Genomic DNA, 18,181 nt, shown 5'->3' on the forward strand with positions numbered 1-18,181 from the left:
TCTTTCATTTCCTCACAAAAAAGAAGAATGATAACATTCTCCTTTTTAACCGTTATCAACAATCGGTTGTTTACCTGTTTGATCTTGCATTTGCTTTCCTTTATTTCCACCAGCTTTTTTCGATTGTGTTCCAATATGATTTGGTGCAAAGTCTTTTGAATTTTTTTTCGGATTACCCATTACTATCGCCTCCTTAACACTAGTATCGTACTAGTGTTAAGAATTATTCAGCTTGCTTAAAAAGTTTCATTTCATAACGTTTTTCAATGCGCTCTTCAATGCGATCAATTGCATCACGATCGCTTAATAATTGTTGTTTATTTTCATTTACAAGTTCTTCAAACGATTTACGGCGACTTCTTCTCATGTTGTTCACCCTCTCTCCTTCGCTTTCTTATTACATAGTATGAGCAAACGAAAAACTCTTTAATCAGATTTGTAAGAAAATTTTATGTTTTAGTACTCCTAAAAAAACTCCGTGTACAATATATTGCAACACTTACGAAATCTAGACACATATCAAAACACCTAAAGCATCCGCTGCAATTCACTTAGTGCTTTTTACATATTTTAACAATACGTTACCATTTCATCCATATCTTAATTCGAAAAATATTTTGACTTCCGAGCAAATATCCCTCGATTACTATTGGCTTTAGTTGTAATATCCTTACCCTATGCAATCCATCCTTTTTCATATATTAATTTAGTTCGTGCATTACGTATTGCTTCTTCAGTACGAGCTATACGTAAATTAATGTATGCTTTTTCTAATTTTTCCCTTCTAATTTTTTTAGACATATTTTTATAAAGTGTTCAAAATACAACAGATCGACTATTTCTGTTTATTGAACACATGAAATATACAAACTATAATAACAAATATAAATAACCAACACTATGTTGGTTAAAAAATAGGAGGTACAAAAATGAAAAACCAAGTATCAATAGTAGTTGAACATGAATTGAATAACGTAACACCAGAAATGATTGACTGGTGGTGGGATAATATCGATAACTCTGAACGATATAAACTATGGCACCCAGAAGAACATGTTGATTTTAAATGGTTAGTTGATCCTAAAGTGCATGGGCATGTAGGAGCCATATCAGCTTCAATTGAATCTGCTGGGGATGGACTAGAATTCCCGCTAAGAATTAGATGGGAAGACCCTAAAGATTGTCCTATAAATACACATTACAGTCATGTTTTAATGGGTTCATGTTTAGATGATCATGACGATGTAATTTCACAAGTAATACATCAATATGAAAAATTCGAGAACGGTACAGTAATGACTTCTACATTCATTTTCCCGAAAGGGTTACCACCATTTATTAATCTAAGTGGTTTATATAAACACAATGTAGAAGAAATGAGTGAGTTCAGTAATTTTTTACCAGAACTATTCAAAGAAAATTTGTAAGGTAACTAAACAAATTTTCTTTGAATAAGTGACTAACTAGAAAACAAATTAGCCCCCATCATTTTAGATATGACTAAAATGATGGGGGCTTTCAATATCAAACCAACCACATTACTTATGCTCAGTAATGTACTCTGCTCTTTAAATGAAAAACATCTCCGTCAAATTTACATACTTAGTATGCAAATTCAGAAGATGTTTTTTCCTGTACCACAATTCGGGTTCACTTCAAAATAGCACACGGAGTTTTTATACCATAACGTTTAAATACTCTTTCAACTTTTCATCTGCATTCATTTCATTTTCTTTATAATCATGAAGCGCCTGTAATACAAAATCATACTGTTCTAAAATATAACTTTCTAATTTCATAACATCCTCTAAGCTATTCAGCATAATTCTCGTATTACCAGCTTCACTATTTAACGCTGGTTCACATGTTAAGCTTGTACATATTTCTTTCACATCATCTTCTAATATCTCTGTTAATACATATTTCTTTCGCCCTTTTACCTTTAATCTCATAACTGGATAAAAAGCTTTTATATCTAAATAACTTCCTACATTCATACAACGTAGCCATTCTACATTACGTTTATTACGTGCAAGCATTTCTTTCACCGCTTCGTATACCGCAGTTTCATCAAGCACAGCCTTATTTACTTTTCGGTTCCCTTCTTCTTCAATAGCTGCACACTTTTGATAAACAGCAGCACACGTAATGCAATCATCCAATGCATTATGAGAACTTAAACGAATGCCAAGCATTCGTTTTAACGTTTCAAGTTTATGATTAGGCGCATGCTTCATGTATTTCTTTGCTAAAAATACAGTATCAATTACTTTATTTGTAGGTTCGGGCAGCCCAAGCATATTTACATTACTTTTCAAAAAGCGCATATCAAAAGAAGCGTTATGGGCGACAATAACATTTGTATGTAAAAATGCTAAAAATAAAGGTAACACTTCTTCAATCGTCGGCGCATCTGAAACACGATAATTAGTAATACCCGTTAAACTCGTTATTCGGTCCGGAATTGGACGTTCTGGATTCACATAGGAAACAAATTGATCTACTAGTTCATGATTACGATATTTCACTGCTGCAACTTGAATAATTTTATCATTATAAGGGTTAAATCCTGTTGTTTCAAAATCAATTACAACATAATCTAACGGTAAGGATATATTCCCCACTCCATACACTCCTTTATCTCTTAACAATTATATTTCTTTTATCATATCATGAAGCTTTCACTACTTGAAAAAGAAAAGGCAGAAATGGCTACTTTCCATCTCTACCTTTTCACCATTACTTTAATTTCGCAATCCTTTTTTCCATCTCTTTTTGCGTCATCGGCCCAATAAACTTATCTTGAATGACACCTTTTGTATCTATAAAGTACGAAGTTGGGATCGTAATTACTTTATACGCTGTCGTTACATCAATGTTCTTGTCCAATAAAACAGGAAAAGTAATTCCTTTTTCTTTAGCAAAATTACTTACCTTTTCTTCCCCCCCACCTTTTTCTGAAGGCGTATAGTTGATTGCTAAAATTTCTACGTTTTCTTTATGTTCTTTATAGAAAGCCTCCATATCAGGCATTTCTTGCTGACATGGTCCACACCACGTAGCCCAAAAGTTTAAAATTACTTTCTTTCCTTTTAAATCCGATAACTTTACATTTGTCCCATCTAACTTAGTTAACTCAAAGTCTGGTGCACTCTTCCCTATCTCAATACCATTCCTTGCGATAATCTCTTTCATCGCAGCTTCACTTTTTTCTTGCTTCCCTTGTACCGCCTGCTCTTTATTACCAAACTGTTCATAAGCTGCATATCCCGCTAAACAAAGTAACACTACAATAATCGTAAGCTTCCGCCACATTTTATATCACCCTAACGTATTTATCTTCTTTCAACACATTCATCAAAATGCTATATACCTTATTTTAGCTTATACGGACAAGCTTGGAAATATTCAGAGTCGAAATAATTAGAATATTCTTATTTAATGTGTGATTTTTTCCTTTTTATCATATAATTAGAAAAACAGATGAAATGTTGTTTATCTTCTTATGGGCCCATTCACCTTTTTACTTTCGTACTTATATAAACTTCAACAAAAGGGGGATTTTTTATGAATTCATTCGAAAAAATAACATTATATATTCTTAGTTTTCTTTTATATCCAATCGGTATTATTACATGGATCATTTCACTCTTTAGTAACGATCTTGAAAAAAAGAAAGTAGGACGTATTTGTCTCTACATTTCTCTAGTCTCATTCGTCCTTTTCTTAATTCTTGGAATTGCCACTTTCCTTATGACTGCTACTTTTAACGTAGATCTAAATCATTCAGAATCTATCCAATATCAAATAAATGATGTTGAATAAAGATAAGGTCACTGCTCTTATCTTTATTCACATCTCTTTCAAAATGAATGACTATTTATTAATTTTTCAGGACTTCCACATGCAACAATACTTCCTTCTCTCATTATGACAACACGATCCGCTAGTATCACTTTCTCTACATCATGTGTTGCCACAATTCTCGTTACATCTCTTCCTAGTCCTTCAATCATATTCCAAACAGTTTCTTGATTACTCGGATCTAACCCCGCATTCGGTTCATCTAAAATAATAAGATTCGGATTTGAACCAATTGCTCGTAATAATGCAAGACGTTTTCTTTCGCCTCCTGAAAACTCTTCACCGCTTTTATGTAGCACAGTTTGACTCCCTTCAGGTAACCCTCTAATAATCGGCGTTGCATTTATAAGTTCACTATTTTTTTCTAACTGATTTTCTAAACCCTCTTCCCCGAAATACATATTCTCTGTTACCGTCGTTCGGAAAAAACGTGGTTCTTGCCACACTGTAGTCATTCGAGCCTTTTGACCATAATAAACAACACTACCGTTAGATGGTTTATACAAACCTGTCATTAATTTTAAAAGCGTTGTTTTTCCTGCACCACTTTCTCCGACAATGATAACGAATTCACCAGGATTAATTTGCAAATCAATATTATTAATTCTACATTTCTCTTCTTCACTCTCCTGAAATGAAACATTTGTTATTATCATCCCCATCGCTCTTTCTACATTACTATTTGCCACTCGTTTATCTAAAAAGGAAAAAACTCTATTTGCCGAAGCGACTGCAACTTGTGTCGTCATTAATAAATCGCCCACGTAACGGACTGGGAAAAAGAGCATTTCAATTGTAGCTAACACTGCAACAAGTGAACCAACTTCCATTTCCCCTTTCATTATTTTTTGTGCACCTACAATGAGAACAACGATATATGCTCCTGTTTCAATCACTGTTTCAACTACTCCAATGCAATGTTGCATCATCGTCTTCTTTACTTCCGATTTATAAGATTGTGCCGTTACTCCTTTAAAGAAGCGAATGGCCCATTTTTCTTTTTGTAAACTACGTAAATCTTGTATACCCTTTACAAACTGTGACACCATCTCTACAACACTCGATTGATTTTTTTGAGCAATGCTTGCAATATCCCTTACCTTTTCTCCCATCAGTATTGGAACAATTGCACTGAAAAATAAAAACGGAGTTACCCACAATATGAACTGTATATCTATATGTTTTAGTGCTATGAACGCACCTATAAATTGCGCAATGGCATGTATATATTCTATTAATATAGAACTATATAACCTAATCCAATTCGGAATATCAGATACAACTAGCGTCTCTAACTCTCCTTGTTTAATTTTCTCACTCTCTTCAAACGGTAATGAGAAATAGTGACGCAATAATTCTATACGTTTCGTTTGTAATATACGTTGACTGGCTTTTGAGCTTATATAATCAAATAAAAGATTGTTCGTCCACATTAAAAAGCGAATACCCGCAAACAAAGCTATATATAAATACGCACCTTTTAGCTCCCTTTGAATAAGATTGTCTACAATTAATCCCATGAAAATTGGGCGTGATAAATTTAAAATGGCAGCAATTATCCCACTACATACAGCTGCCATTACTAATATTTTCTCTTTTCGTAACGGCAACAATATTCTTTTATATTCTTTCATGACGTTCCCTCCACTTTTCGTAGTAAAAAGAAAGGGATGAAACCATATGGTTTCATCCCTTTCCATAAAATAAGGAAGCTAACTATTGTTAGCTTCCTTATTTTTCATTTCAATTATTTAGTTCGACACTTTTGACTCTTCGATTTTCTCACGAAGAACCATTTGCAGAATACCACCGTGACGGTAGTAGTCAATTTCTACTTCACTATCGAAACGAGCTACTACTTCAAATTGTTTTTCGTTGCCATCTAAATCAGTTGCAACTACTTTTACAAGATCGCGTGGTCTAACTGATTTGTCGATTTGAATTTCAAATGACTCGTTACCAACAAGGCCTAATGTTTCAGCACTTTCGCCATCTTTAAATTGAAGTGGTAATACACCCATTAACACTAAGTTACTGCGGTGAATACGTTCGAAGCTTTCTGCGATTACTGCTTTAATACCTAATAAGTTAGTACCTTTCGCAGCCCAGTCACGTGAACTTCCCATACCGTAATCTTTACCAGCAACAACTAGAAGACCTGTTCCATCTTCTTTATATTTCATAGCAGCATCATAGATTGATGTTACTTCACCAGTTGGCCAATATGTTGTATATCCGCCCTCTGTTCCTGGTGCGATTTGGTTTTTAATACGGATGTTTGCAAATGTACCACGCATCATAACTTCATGGTTACCACGACGAGAACCGTAAGAGTTAAAGTCAACTGGTTGTACGCCGTTTTCTAATAAGTAGCGTCCAGCTGGTGTGTGCTTACCAATTGAACCTGCTGGTGAAATGTGGTCTGTCGTTACAGAATCACCAAATTTACCAACTATGCGTAAACCTGATAACGTTTCAACTTCACCTGGCTCTTTAGATAACCCTTCAAAGAATGGTGGGTTTTGAATGTATGTTGAATCATTATCCCAAGTATATAAAGCTTCGTTTGAAGTTTGGATTTCATTCCAACGCTCATTGCTATTAAATACTTGTGCATATTCTTTCTTGAATAGTTCAGATGTAACAACGCTTTGAACTACATCTTCAATTTCTTTAGCTGATGGCCAAATATCGTTGAAGTAAACAGCATTGCCATTTGCATCCTTACCGATTTCATCATTTTTCAGGTCAATATCAACAGTACCTGCAAGTGCATATGCCACAACAAGTGGTGGTGATGCTAAGTAGTTTGCTTTTACAAGTGGATGAATACGACCTTCAAAGTTACGGTTACCAGATAAAACAGATGTTACTAATAAGTCGTTTGCTGCGATTGCTTCTTCTAATTCTGGCGCTAATGGACCAGAGTTACCGATACAAGTCGTACAGCCGTAACCAACTGTTTGGAAACCTAATTGATCTAAATATGTTGTTAAACCAGACTTATCTAAGTACTCTGTAACAACTTTAGATCCTGGTGCTAATGATGTTTTTACGTACTCAGGTACTACAAGTCCTTTTTCAATTGCTTTCTTCGCAACTAGACCTGCCCCAATTAATACATATGGGTTTGATGTATTTGTACAGCTTGTAATTGCAGCGATTGCAATTGCACCTGTTTTCATCGTTACTTCTTTATCTTCTAATGTAACCTTCACTTCTTTATCGAACTCTTGCTCATTAAATCCAAGTCCTTGTGTTCCAACTGGTGCTACAACAGCTTTGTGGAACGCATCTTTCATATCTGAAAGTGGAATTAAATCTTGTGGGCGTTTCGGTCCAGAAAGGTTAGATTCAATTGTATTTAAATCAATTTCAACCAGATCAGTGTAGATTGGATCTTTACTGTCTGCTGTATAGAATAAACCGTTCGCTTTACAGTATTCTTCAACAATACGAATTTGCTCTTCATCTCTACCTGTTAAACGTAAGTATTCTAATGAAATATCATCGATTGGGAAGAATCCACAAGTTGCGCCGTATTCTGGTGCCATATTTGAAATTGTTGCACGGTCAGCTAAAGGCATGCTCTTTAGTCCATTACCGAAGAACTCAACGAATTTACCAACTACACCTTTTTGACGTAATACTTGTGTTACTTTTAATGCAACGTCTGTCGCTGTAGTACCACTTGGAAGTGTACCAGTTAATTTTACACCGATTACTTCAGGTACTGGGAAGTATGAAGGCTGTCCAAGCATTCCTGCTTCTGCTTCAATACCACCAACGCCCCAACCAAGAACGCCGATACCGTTAATCATTGTTGTATGTGAGTCTGTTCCAACTAATGAATCTGGGTATGCAACTAAGTCACCTTCAGCATTTTTCACCGCGTGAACAACTGGTGCTAAATATTCAAGGTTTACTTGGTGTACAATACCTGTAGCTGGTGGAACTGCGCGGTAGTTATCAAATGATTTTTGTGCCCAGCTTAAAAATTTATAACGTTCTTCATTACGTTTAAACTCTAAGTCCATGTTGAATGCAAGCGCGTCTGCCGTACCCGCTCTATCAACCTGTACAGAGTGGTCAATTACAAGGTCTACAGTAATTTCAGGATTAATTTTGTCAGGATCCCCACCCATGTCTGCCATTGCTTTACGAAGCGAAGCCAAATCAACAACAGCTGGAACACCAGTGAAATCTTGTAAAATTACACGAGATGGTTTAAATGGAACATCGATATCTTGCACATCTTTCGTTCCCCATTTCGCTAAATTTGTAACATGCTCTTCTGTGATTACACGTCCGTCTACTTGACGAAGTACTGATTCAAGTAAAACTTTCACGGAATATGGTAATTGAGATACGTTGCCAACCCCTGCATTTTCAAGCGCTTTCAAATCATAATAATGATACGTTTTTCCATCTACTTCAAAAGTTGCACGTGATTGAAATGGATTATGTTTGACCATTATGTTTCCCCCCTGTTAAACGTGACTAAGTTGTCTGAATATAAAATGTAGACAAACTTTTCAATACCTTACGATAATATCTTATTACAACTTTCTAAATAAGTAAATAATAAGAAACTTATAGATTATCATAAGTTTTCTTTATGTTTCTAAATTTGAATAGCTTTCATGCTCCTTATGAATACTATTATCATAAAGTAAAGTGCTCTATCAGCGGTTTACTTACAGTTCATACATACTATGAACTGCTCATCATTCAACATACAAAAAATGTTATAGAGGTGAAATAAAATGGGTAAAAGAAAAGCAAATCATACTATTTCAGGAATGAATGCTGCATCTGCACAAGGACAAGGAACTGGTTACAATGAAGAATTTGCAAACGAGCCTTTAACTCCAGCAGAGCGACAAAATAATAAGAAACGTAAAAAGAACCAGTAAAGAAAAATCCCAAAAGGTCTATTTTCCTTTTGGGATTTCTTCTAATGTTTATAACGTAGTAATTCCGAAACCGTTACAAATCGATAGCCCTGTTTTTTCAGCTCAGGTAAAATTTTTGCTAGCGCTGCTACCGTTTGACTACGATCATTCCCTCCATCATGTAACAATACAATATCGCCACTTTTAGCATTTTTCACTACATGATTTACAATGGATTCAACCCCTGGATTTGCCCAATCACGCGGGTCTTGATGCCACGACCATAGAACGGTTTGATAGCCAGCCTCTTTCGCTGTTTTAAATACAGCATCGTTAATATATCCGCCAGGAGGACGGAATAGCAAAGGTTCTTTCACCCATTTTCCAAAAAATTTCTTTCCATCTAAAATATCATTTTCTAATTTTTCATCTGACGAATTACTTGCGTACAAATGATTCATCGTATGATTTCCAATTTCATGTCCCTCTTTTAACACTTGCTTCACTAAATATGGATTACGCTGAACTCGAAATCCAATCATAAAAAATGTCGCTTCCGCCTTATATTGACGTAATAAATCTAAAACTTGTGGTGTATACGTTGGGTCTGGCCCATCATCAAATGTAATTGCAATAATTTTTTCATTATTAGGTACTTCCCATGTTACATAACCAGTTGGTTCTAACTCTTTTCTGAGCAACATTTTCGCTTCCACTTTTTCCACTTGAAATATATGTACTGCACATAGCAAAGAAAAAACTAATAGAAAAATTTTCTGTTTTAGCATAACGTTTACTAAAGCAGCAAGGTTGTCGAATAAACAACAACCTCATTTACTTTTCTAATTGATCTACATTTCGCATTATATTTTGGAGATTATTTTCATATTGCTCAAGTTGTGGACGTTGTGTTTCTGAAGCTACCTCTAGTGCATTTTGAATTTGTTCATATGCTTCCTGAACCTCTTGGCGTAACTCTTTTAAATCATGACCGTAGTTAGGGTCATTTTTCACAATATTATTAAATGCATTTTCTGCTTGTGTAACTCCTTGCTGTGCCGCTTGAAAGGCTTGTTGCTTATCTTTATGATATGGCATTATATAATCCCCTTTCTATAATTGTTAGTCCCCTTTATCTTTACCTTTTTTTCTAAAAACATTCTCGTATAAAATCGCCAACTTCTCTCATTCTAAAAAGAAAGAGGAGGTGTCATATACAATGGGTAAAAACAACCGTGAATCAAAAGAAAAACAAGGACAACCTGAACCATTAAGCGGATCTCATAAAGTAAAAAACCGTAACCATTCACGCCAAAAAAAACATTCACATCATGATATGTAATAAAAACATTCACATACCGTGCACATTCAACATAAAATGTTTGTATTTCATCATTTATTCTTCACCTCTGTTTCATTCATGCATAACATGATATGAATTGATATTTTACGGAGGGTGTCTTACATGGGCAAGAAAAAGAAGAATTGTCTTTTTCATGTTGATGGTTTCGAAGAATGGATGGATCAATTTTGTTCCGATTCTTATAGTAACTTTAGCTTTCCAAATCAAATTCACATCGATCTTTGCGAAACCGAAGAAGAATATATTTTGGAAACAGATGTACAAAATGTCACGGAACAAAATGTACTCATTAAAAAGTTAGAGACAGGCCTAGCTATATGCATACTTCATAAAAACATTTCCTTACAACGAACAATCCCTTTACCTACTACTATCATTTATAAAAAGATGCTAGCCTGCTTAGAAAACGGATTTTTAGCCATTCATATTTCCAAAAATGAAGTTGCTGATAAGCATGAAAAAAAAGTTCTTTTTTCAAATTAAGAGTTAATATAATTCAAACTAAGCCCCAGTTGGTTACTGGGGCTTATGTTATTTCGCATGCATTTCTATATTAGAATTTCTATCATATCTTTTTTTCGATAAACCTTTTGTAACTAAAAGCACAGGAAATGCCACAGTTGAAAATATAGCTAGTGCTGAAAATACCGCAAACCCATTTTGGTACCCGTAGTAATCGAGAAGTACCCCTCCGAACCACGGACCTATTACTGCTCCAATTCCCGAAAAGCCCATCGCACCGAAGTATGTTCCTTTTAGATGCGCAACAGCAATATCATCAATAAATACATCCGTCATCGAAAACATTAAGACCTCTCCAATTGTAAAAATAATTGTACAAACGGCAGCACCTAGCATAGATTCTACTATTCCAAAGCCAAATAATCCCCCGCTCACAAATAAAGTCCCAACCATAATTGATGTTAACGGTGTATACTTTTTGCACATTTGAATAACAGGGTATTGGATAATCACTACAACAATTGCATTTAAAGCGAGCATATATGAGAATAGCTTCACCCCATCCTCAAATATATGTGCATTTGCAAAATATTGAGATACTGTCGTCGTTAAATGTGAAAAACCGCAATTACTCAAAATAATACCGACTAAAGCAACTAAAAATACTATATCTTTTCGCAATATACGTATCGCATTTAGCATTGTAACAGTTTTTTCTGTACTCACTTTCTTTTTTTCCATTGGATACTTCTTAAATTGGAACGCTAATATAGCTGTATATAGAATATATACCCCAGCTGCTACTAAAAAAGGAATTGTTGATTTTGCACTTCCAATCTGTAATCCAACAATTGGTCCAATTGCAACTCCAACATTTATTGCACCGTATCGTAAGTTATAGACGAGTAACCGATACTCAGGCTTTGTTAAATCTGACAATAATGCTCTTGATGTTGGCTCAAAAAACGACCTACATAATCCATTTAAAGCGTTTAATAAAAAGAAACTTAAAACATGATCCGCAAGTGAAAAACCTATAAACACAAAAATCCAAACGATCATGGACCAGAGCATAATCGTTTTCCGGCCAAATCGATCTGATAAATTCCCTCCGATAAAACTAGCAAAAACACCAACAAGTGCACTCGTTCCGATAATAGCACCAGTCATTCCAGCTGATACACCTTTAACAGTCGTTAAATAAATCGCTAAAAAAGGGATACTCATTGAAGTTGCAAACCTAGCAAACAATGTCCCTAAAATAATACTCATTCCAAGCGGATGAATATGCTGTAACTTCCCCTTCATCGTTAAACCTACTCTCTCTATTTTCACAAAAAAAAGAAAGCAAAGGATCTGCTTTCTTTTCCTTTTTCTATACTTGAGCTGTTGATACCCGAGTTGTTCTCGTTATGTCCATATCAATTCCATATGTGAACTGTAATTCTTTACACACATCTTTAATTAAGATTGCGACATTATACTTTTCATTAAATTGTAAAACTATGTTTTCTACTTCTTCATATGTATACTTATATTCCCCTGTAATGACACTTTTTAGATCAAAGCATTCGTTAATACAAAGTTGTACAAGTAGCTGGTCATATTTCTCTATTACATCTTCTTTCTTCCAAAGTAACTCTTTTACATATAATCGATCAAACTTCACACTTTCTCGATTACAATCCGTTAAAATCCGGGTCATTTCGTTTAATTCTCGATATAATTCGGAAATATTTCTACTTAAACTAAGCAGTTTATCTACGCCGTTTTCATATAACATATTTATTCCACCCCCGCATTTTCTTTCCCTTATTATAGCAAGAAAATTCTAAAAATAGTTTCTTTCTTCTGAAATATTAGGAAACTAATTTCAATTGCATTACAATGAAACTAGTTAATGCGAGAGGAGAAAGAAAATTGGAGCACAAATTATATTACACTGACGCTTATAAGCAAGACTTTACTACTAAAATTATAAAGCAAGATTATGATAAAGACGGTAACTTATACGTTGTTTTGAATGAAACAGCATTTTATCCGACAGGTGGCGGACAACCATATGATACTGGTACATTAAATGATATCAATGTAATCAATGTAGAAGAGATAAACGGAGAAATTCGTCACTACATTGCAGAACAATTACATACAGAAGACGTAGAAGGTAAAATCAATTGGGAGCGCCGTTTTGATCATATGCAACAACATGCAGCTCAGCACATTTTATCTGCTGCTTTTTGGGACCATTTTAACATGCCTACAATTGGATTCCATCTTGGTAAAGAAACAGTAACAATTGATTTAGAAACAGAAAATCTTCATGCAGAAACGGTTGAAAAAGCAATACAAATTGCAAACAAAATTGTTTTTGAAAACCATCCAATCCGCATCCAGTGGATGAACTTAGAAGAAGCGAAAACGTTGCCCCTTCGTAAAGAACCGACTATGACAGAAAATATACGGGTTGTTATTATCGAAAACTTTGACTACAACGGCTGTGGTGGAACGCATCCGAAACGAACTGGTGAAGTTGGTCCTATTCAAGTACTAGGATGGGAGCGCAATAAAGGTGGTATACGCTTAACGTTTATCGCTGGTTGGCGTACACTTAAATTAATGGGACAACAGCAACAAATTATGAAAGATGTTTCTAAACAATTAAACAGTAGCGAAACTGATATTCCAGCAAAAGTGGCGCAACTGCTTACTTCTCAAAAAGAAAACGAAAAAGCAATACAAACAATGAATGAAAAATTATTATTTGCAGAGGCAAATGAACTACTTCTACAGCCTATAAAAATTCATGCTGACATACTTATTTCTAAAGTATTTACAAATCGTTCTATGCAAGAAATCGCAAAGCTTTCCGCTATTATTACAGAACAACAAGAGCATGCAATTACGTATTTCGTCATCGAAAATGATGACAAACTACAATGTATTCTCGCTTGCGGAAAATCAGTATCACTCGATATGAATGCTCTTTTAAAAGACGCTCTTCCTACAATCGAAGGAAAAGGTGGCGGAAATAAGAAGAGTGCTCGCGGTGGCGGGAAAGCAATTATGAGCGGAGATGAATTTTTAAATCAGCTTGTTTCTTCTTTACAGTCGGCGGTGTAAAGCATTTTTAGTAAGGATAGCTAACAGCTATCCTTACTCTATACTTACAAACCAATATTTTGTTTCAATCCTTGGTAACTCCCTGCATTTGAAAAACCTTCACTTATAAGAGTTATAAAAGTTTCCGAAAAACCATAATGACTTAAATCTTTAATCGGCACCATTTGCACATCATGAATTGGATTATGATCAAATTCATTAGAGGGTAACATAATTTCCCCTGTAAGCTTTTCAAGTAGAAATGTAATATGTAATAAAGATGGACTGGCATCCGGTTTATCACAAACATAGAGTAGCTTCTTAATTTTAACTTCTAATCCCGTTTCTTCTCTCATTTCTCTAATCATCGCCTCTTCTAACATTTCACCATTCTCCACTCTTCCTCCAGGTAAAGACCAATTTCGATTAGCAACTTTTTGCTTTACTAGCAATACTTTTTCATCTTCAATTAAAATTCCCGTAACTCGAACTTGCATTACATTTTCCATATATAATCTCCTTCCCTATTAAATTTACAAATTAATCCTTCCACAAAAAGAACATATGTTTTATAATTAAAGGAAATTATGGAAGAAAGAAGTTGTTATATTCATGCGTCCAACTTTAACAAAGTCTATATCACTTGAAGATTTCCAAAACTATTATTGGTTAAAAGCAGAACTCCAAACATTTTGTCGTGAACATGATTTTCCAGCTAGTGGCTCTAAGATCGAAATAACCGAGCGTATCTCACATTATTTAAATACTGGTAAAATATTAAAAAACAGCTCTGTTCAAAAGGTGAGTAAAGCTTCCCTCTCTTATAAAGACCTTTCTCTTCAAACGATTATTACTAACAATCACCGCTGTAGCGAAGATGTTCGTGCTTTTTTCAAAGAAAAAATCGGAACAAACTTCCGCTTTACAGTAGCTCTTCAAAAATTTTTCAAAGAGAATGTTGGAAAAACATATGAAGACGCAATAACGTTTTGGTATGAAGAAAACGAACGAAAAAAAGATCCTACTTATAAAACAACTATCAGCTCTCAGTTTGAATACAATCGTTTCACTCGCGACTTTTTTGAAGATCCAAATAACAAAGGGAAATCAAAAGCTGATGCGATTGCTGCTTGGAACGAAATGAAAGCGAAGCCTGGTAGCAATATTTATGTTCCTCAAAAAGTAGACAACTAGTTACCTCGCTAGTCTTCTACTTTCTCAAATAATAGCGCAATCCCTATCCCGCCTCCAATTCCTAATGTAGCAATTCCATATTTCATAGACTCTCTTTGTGCCTGATAAAACAAACGTGTTACAAGCATAGCACCAGATGCACCGTACGGATGACCGAGCGCAATTGCTCCACCATTTACATTTACTTTTTCGTACGGAATTTGTAACTCTTTTGCACAAGCAACAACCTTTGAAGCAAATGGTTCATTTATTTCAAAATAATCGATGTCCTCTATTTTCATATTCATTTCGTTTAATAATTTGTTCACCGCAAATATCGGACCAGTCCCCGGAAGATTTGGATCTACTCCCACTACAGCACTACGAACGAAACGAAGTACAGGCTTGTATCCTAATTTTCGGGCTTGCCCCTCTTCCATTACAAGAACGGCACATGCTCCATCATTTACACCACATGAATTCCCCGCCGTTACTGTACCATTTTGTAAAAATGCAGGTTTTGTTCTTTTAATCATTCGTTCATAATTCATTTCTAGCTTTATAGATTCATCTAATACTCCATTAAAAGACAATATTTCATCATATATAAATCCTTTTTCTAATGCTTGCAGTGTTCGTCTGTAACTGAGGCAAGCATACTCGTCTTGCATTTCTCTCGTGATGTTATAACGTTCTGCAACATATTCAGCCGCTACTCCCATGTCAGGATCACCAATTGTTTCAGGTGAAAATCGTGCTCTTTTTTGAAAAGGTGACGTACTTGTACTCTCTACTCCCCCGGCGATATAACACTTACCTGCCCCGCCTTGAATGAGATAACACGCAGTTCGAATTGCTTCTAAACCAGCACCACATTGCCGATCAATCGTTACACCAGGAATATGATAGCCAAGTCCCGCCTCTAAAGCAGATAGTCTCGCAATATTCCCTCCTGGCCCAACAACATTACCTAATATGACATCATCTATTTCCCTCTCAATCCCTTTACTTAAAAACGTAAGAAGCGGCGTTGCTAATTGCTGAACTTCATACTCTTTTAACATCCCATTCTTCTTACCAATAGGTGTTCTTTTCGCCTCTACAATAACTGCTCTATTCATATATTTTCTCCCGGTTTTCAATCATACTTTTCGCTTCCATACGAGCGATTTTCCCACTATTTGTATAAGGTATTCCATCTACAAAATGCCATTCTTTCGGTATTTTAAAAGAGGATAATCTCTGTAAGCAAAAACTCTTTAATTGTTGTTTCGTAGCACTTCCTTTTACGATCGCGACGGGCTTTTCACCCCAGTAATTATCTTTCACACCAATTACAACTATTTCATCGACAGCTGGGTGTTCATGTAATACACTTTCTATTTCTTCTGGATAAATATTGATTCCTCCAAATAAAATCATATTCTTCTCTCTACCAACAATATATATAAAGCCTTCTTCATCTTCATAGCCTACATCTCGCACCGTCATCCAGCCTTCTGCATTTAACTCCCGTGTTAAAACCCCATCTATTATGTATCCCATAAAAAACTGATCACTTTTCACATAAACAGTTCCTATTTCACCTTTTTGTACTTCTTCCCCTGCTTCATTACATATTCGAACTTGCACATTATGACAAGGTTTTCCTACTGAATTTGGCCTTCTTTCGCTTTCTGCATCGACTAGTGCTGTTACAAAACTTAACTCTGATGCACCATAAAATTCATATCTTTTCGCATAAGGAAATATATTCTTTATTTTTTCTTTCGCTTCAGCTTCCCATTTCGCTCCTGACGAAATAATTTTCACTTTATTTTCTATTACTCTATTTTCTTTATATAAAGATTCAAGCATTGTCGGAACTGTATACATAACTGATATATTTTCAGTTTCTAACTTATCTAGTACTTGATTTGGAATGAACTTTCTCATAATGTACACCGTTTGTCCTACATATAATGCACTTATTGCCCCGTATAAGAAAAGAGAATGAACGAGCGTCCCAGCTATTAAAATCGAATCCTCCCTTTTCATATGAAAGTCATGTACATTACAATCAAAACTATGAACCCACGATTGTTGTGCACGTAAAAATGCCTTTGCCGTTCCTGTTGATCCTGATGTAAATCCCATATAAAAAGGAGCATGTTGTACACTTTCTACAGTGGAATATGTAGGAAGATATTTCTCTATCATTCTTTTCCACTCATCAATTTCAATTACTCTCCCTTCTTCATCCAATAGATCATTCACCTTATATCGTTCTGTCACAATCATATCCGAATTACTAATTTCAATTCTTTCTCTGAGCTCATCTTGTTTCCACTTTATATCTAACGGAACACAAACCCACCCGGCCATAATGGCACCAGAAAATAGTTGTAAAAACTCTATACGATTTTCTAATAGGATTGCTATCGTTTTATTCTTCGATTTTTTTTCATTTAACCAGCTTGCTACTTTACAAACTGATTCAAACCACTCTTTATATGTTAAAACTCTATCATTTTCCTTTATCGCTATTTTATTTGGTTGTAAAGAGGCATGCTTTTTATATTCTTTTGTAATCCCCATATGAGACGTCCTTTCTTTACAATAATAATAAAAAGAAACACGCAATTAACGTGTTTCTTCCCTTTATCATCCCGCATTTGTATATTTTCCATTCTTTAAAGCGGGCGTAATAATATGTTTCAATGAACGATGTAATTTTGTTACGAGAACTGCCGCAATAATTGCTTTTATACAATCCCCTGGTAAAAACACAGCACTCACTTTCATTGTCTCCCATACAGAAACATCCATTAAGAACGCTTGTACAGTAATACCAAATACATAAACTACGAAAATACCACCAATTATATTAATACATAATACTTTTATAATAGAAACTTCACGTAAACGCTCAATTAAATAACCAATAACAAACGCCCCAATGATGTAACCAAGTAAATATCCTGCACTTGGTCCAACAAATACACCAAGGCCACCGCGTCCACCAGCAAGCAATGGTGCTCCAACTCCTACAATAAGTAAGAAAATAAGCTGACTTAACGCACCTAGACGTGATCCTAACAACCCACCCGCAAGCATAACACCGAGTGATTGCAATGTAATTGGAACTGGTGTAATAGAAAGAGCAATCGGAGGTATTAACCCTAACACTCCCATAATAGAACTAAATAAAGCGACAAAAACTAAGTTTTTTGTATTCATATTTGCTTCTCCTATTTGTAAACTTAAAATTTATTTTAGATAACATATCACAAAAATTATATTATCTTTCCACTCCTCTTTTGTCAACCATTAATGTATTAGA

Annotated in this window: 21 protein-coding genes; 7 read left to right on the forward strand and 14 right to left on the reverse strand. The window is 35.0% G+C overall.

The window, feature by feature from the left end; translation table 11 throughout:
- Nucleotides 1-45: 45 nt before the first annotated feature.
- Together sspN and CQ064_RS28030 are read right to left on the reverse strand one after the other, a co-directional pair.
- On the reverse strand, nucleotides 46-180 hold the full coding sequence (sspN, locus tag CQ064_RS28025) for an acid-soluble spore protein SspN (protein WP_000527987.1): 135 nt from the start codon (nucleotides 178-180) through the stop codon (nucleotides 46-48).
- A 43-nt stretch (nucleotides 181-223) separates the two neighbouring features.
- Entirely contained in the window at nucleotides 224-367 is a 144-nt protein-coding gene (locus CQ064_RS28030; RefSeq protein WP_001254699.1) for an FbpB family small basic protein, read from the reverse strand.
- 562 nt (nucleotides 368-929) lie between these two features.
- On the opposite strand from CQ064_RS28030, the gene CQ064_RS28035 reads away from it, so the two are divergent.
- Nucleotides 930-1,427 carry a DAPG hydrolase family protein gene (locus CQ064_RS28035; RefSeq protein ID WP_000795982.1) on the forward strand — a complete coding sequence of 166 codons (498 nt, stop codon included), beginning with the start codon at nucleotides 930-932 and terminating at the stop codon, nucleotides 1,425-1,427.
- A gap of 249 nt (nucleotides 1,428-1,676) precedes the next feature.
- On the opposite strand, the gene CQ064_RS28040 is transcribed toward CQ064_RS28035, so the two are convergent.
- A complete protein-coding gene (locus CQ064_RS28040) occupies nucleotides 1,677-2,624 on the reverse strand; it encodes a 3'-5' exonuclease (RefSeq protein ID WP_000526912.1) in 948 nt (315 codons plus the stop codon).
- A gap of 115 nt (nucleotides 2,625-2,739) precedes the next feature.
- Nucleotides 2,740-3,315: a TlpA family protein disulfide reductase gene (locus CQ064_RS28050; RefSeq protein WP_000269086.1), complete on the reverse strand. Its 576-nt coding sequence runs from the start codon at nucleotides 3,313-3,315 to the stop codon at nucleotides 2,740-2,742.
- Nucleotides 3,316-3,567: 252 nt separating this feature from the next.
- Between CQ064_RS28050 and CQ064_RS28055 the strand changes: the two genes are divergently transcribed.
- A complete protein-coding gene (locus CQ064_RS28055; RefSeq protein WP_001083876.1) occupies nucleotides 3,568-3,825 on the forward strand; it encodes a hypothetical protein in 258 nt (85 codons plus the stop codon).
- 38 nt (nucleotides 3,826-3,863) lie between these two features.
- On the opposite strand, the gene CQ064_RS28060 is transcribed toward CQ064_RS28055, so the two are convergent.
- A complete protein-coding gene (locus CQ064_RS28060) occupies nucleotides 3,864-5,498 on the reverse strand; it encodes an ABC transporter ATP-binding protein (RefSeq protein WP_000666382.1) in 1,635 nt (544 codons plus the stop codon).
- A gap of 117 nt (nucleotides 5,499-5,615) precedes the next feature.
- The gene (gene acnA, locus CQ064_RS28065; RefSeq protein WP_000238555.1) at nucleotides 5,616-8,339 is read right to left on the reverse strand and encodes an aconitate hydratase AcnA; all 2,724 of its coding nucleotides are present in this window, start codon (nucleotides 8,337-8,339) and stop codon (nucleotides 5,616-5,618) included.
- 291 nt (nucleotides 8,340-8,630) lie between these two features.
- Here acnA and sspO point away from each other — a divergent pair, with 291 nt between their 5' ends.
- A complete protein-coding gene (gene sspO / locus CQ064_RS28070) occupies nucleotides 8,631-8,780 on the forward strand; it encodes an acid-soluble spore protein SspO (RefSeq protein ID WP_000518057.1) in 150 nt (49 codons plus the stop codon).
- A gap of 41 nt (nucleotides 8,781-8,821) precedes the next feature.
- Here the strand turns inward: sspO and pdaB are convergent, their stop codons facing one another.
- Both pdaB and CQ064_RS28080 read right to left on the reverse strand, forming a co-directional pair.
- Nucleotides 8,822-9,547: a polysaccharide deacetylase family sporulation protein PdaB gene (gene pdaB, locus CQ064_RS28075; protein ID WP_103568136.1), complete on the reverse strand. Its 726-nt coding sequence runs from the start codon at nucleotides 9,545-9,547 to the stop codon at nucleotides 8,822-8,824.
- A gap of 46 nt (nucleotides 9,548-9,593) precedes the next feature.
- The gene (locus CQ064_RS28080) at nucleotides 9,594-9,857 is read right to left on the reverse strand and encodes a hypothetical protein (RefSeq protein ID WP_001146295.1); all 264 of its coding nucleotides are present in this window, start codon (nucleotides 9,855-9,857) and stop codon (nucleotides 9,594-9,596) included.
- Nucleotides 9,858-9,978: 121 nt separating this feature from the next.
- Here CQ064_RS28080 and CQ064_RS28085 point away from each other — a divergent pair, with 121 nt between their 5' ends.
- Nucleotides 9,979-10,101: a small acid-soluble spore protein P gene (locus CQ064_RS28085; protein ID WP_000517654.1), complete on the forward strand. Its 123-nt coding sequence runs from the start codon at nucleotides 9,979-9,981 to the stop codon at nucleotides 10,099-10,101.
- A gap of 123 nt (nucleotides 10,102-10,224) precedes the next feature.
- Nucleotides 10,225-10,605, forward strand: a complete 381-nt coding sequence (locus CQ064_RS28090; RefSeq protein ID WP_000516758.1) for an Hsp20/alpha crystallin family protein — start codon at nucleotides 10,225-10,227, stop codon at nucleotides 10,603-10,605.
- A 48-nt stretch (nucleotides 10,606-10,653) separates the two neighbouring features.
- Here CQ064_RS28090 and CQ064_RS28095 read toward each other — a convergent pair whose 3' ends face one another.
- Nucleotides 10,654-11,892 (reverse strand): MDR family MFS transporter, encoded by a 1,239-nt coding sequence (locus CQ064_RS28095; protein ID WP_000676813.1) that lies wholly within the window; start codon nucleotides 11,890-11,892, stop codon nucleotides 10,654-10,656.
- 67 nt (nucleotides 11,893-11,959) lie between these two features.
- Entirely contained in the window at nucleotides 11,960-12,367 is a 408-nt protein-coding gene (locus CQ064_RS28100) for a hypothetical protein (protein ID WP_000965149.1), read from the reverse strand.
- A gap of 137 nt (nucleotides 12,368-12,504) precedes the next feature.
- Between CQ064_RS28100 and CQ064_RS28105 the strand changes: the two genes are divergently transcribed.
- The gene (locus CQ064_RS28105) at nucleotides 12,505-13,707 is read left to right on the forward strand and encodes a serine-tRNA(Ala) deacylase AlaX (protein ID WP_000400374.1); all 1,203 of its coding nucleotides are present in this window, start codon (nucleotides 12,505-12,507) and stop codon (nucleotides 13,705-13,707) included.
- A gap of 44 nt (nucleotides 13,708-13,751) precedes the next feature.
- Here CQ064_RS28105 and CQ064_RS28110 read toward each other — a convergent pair whose 3' ends face one another.
- Nucleotides 13,752-14,195 (reverse strand): NUDIX hydrolase, encoded by a 444-nt coding sequence (locus CQ064_RS28110; RefSeq protein WP_000432571.1) that lies wholly within the window; start codon nucleotides 14,193-14,195, stop codon nucleotides 13,752-13,754.
- A gap of 103 nt (nucleotides 14,196-14,298) precedes the next feature.
- On the opposite strand from CQ064_RS28110, the gene CQ064_RS28115 reads away from it, so the two are divergent.
- Complete coding sequence (locus tag CQ064_RS28115) at nucleotides 14,299-14,880, forward strand: DUF6434 domain-containing protein (RefSeq protein WP_001247910.1); 582 nt, start codon at nucleotides 14,299-14,301, stop codon at nucleotides 14,878-14,880.
- Between the two features lie 8 nt (nucleotides 14,881-14,888).
- Here the strand turns inward: CQ064_RS28115 and CQ064_RS28120 are convergent, their stop codons facing one another.
- The 3 genes from CQ064_RS28120 to CQ064_RS28130 all read right to left on the reverse strand — a co-directional run bounded on the left by CQ064_RS28120 (nucleotide 14,889) and on the right by CQ064_RS28130 (nucleotide 18,078).
- Entirely contained in the window at nucleotides 14,889-15,980 is a 1,092-nt protein-coding gene (locus tag CQ064_RS28120) for an acetyl-CoA C-acyltransferase (RefSeq protein ID WP_001077999.1), read from the reverse strand.
- A complete protein-coding gene (locus CQ064_RS28125) occupies nucleotides 15,973-17,436 on the reverse strand; it encodes an acyl-CoA synthetase (RefSeq protein ID WP_000513159.1) in 1,464 nt (487 codons plus the stop codon). The genes CQ064_RS28120 and CQ064_RS28125 overlap by 8 nt, the downstream gene beginning before the upstream one ends.
- Nucleotides 17,437-17,502: 66 nt before the next feature.
- Complete coding sequence (locus CQ064_RS28130; protein WP_001093334.1) at nucleotides 17,503-18,078, reverse strand: biotin transporter BioY; 576 nt, start codon at nucleotides 18,076-18,078, stop codon at nucleotides 17,503-17,505.
- Nucleotides 18,079-18,181: the final 103 nt, after the last annotated feature.

The sequence above is a fragment of the Bacillus sp. MYb78 genome (assembly GCF_002975115.1).
Taxonomy (GTDB): domain Bacteria; phylum Bacillota; class Bacilli; order Bacillales; family Bacillaceae_G; genus Bacillus_A; species Bacillus_A cereus.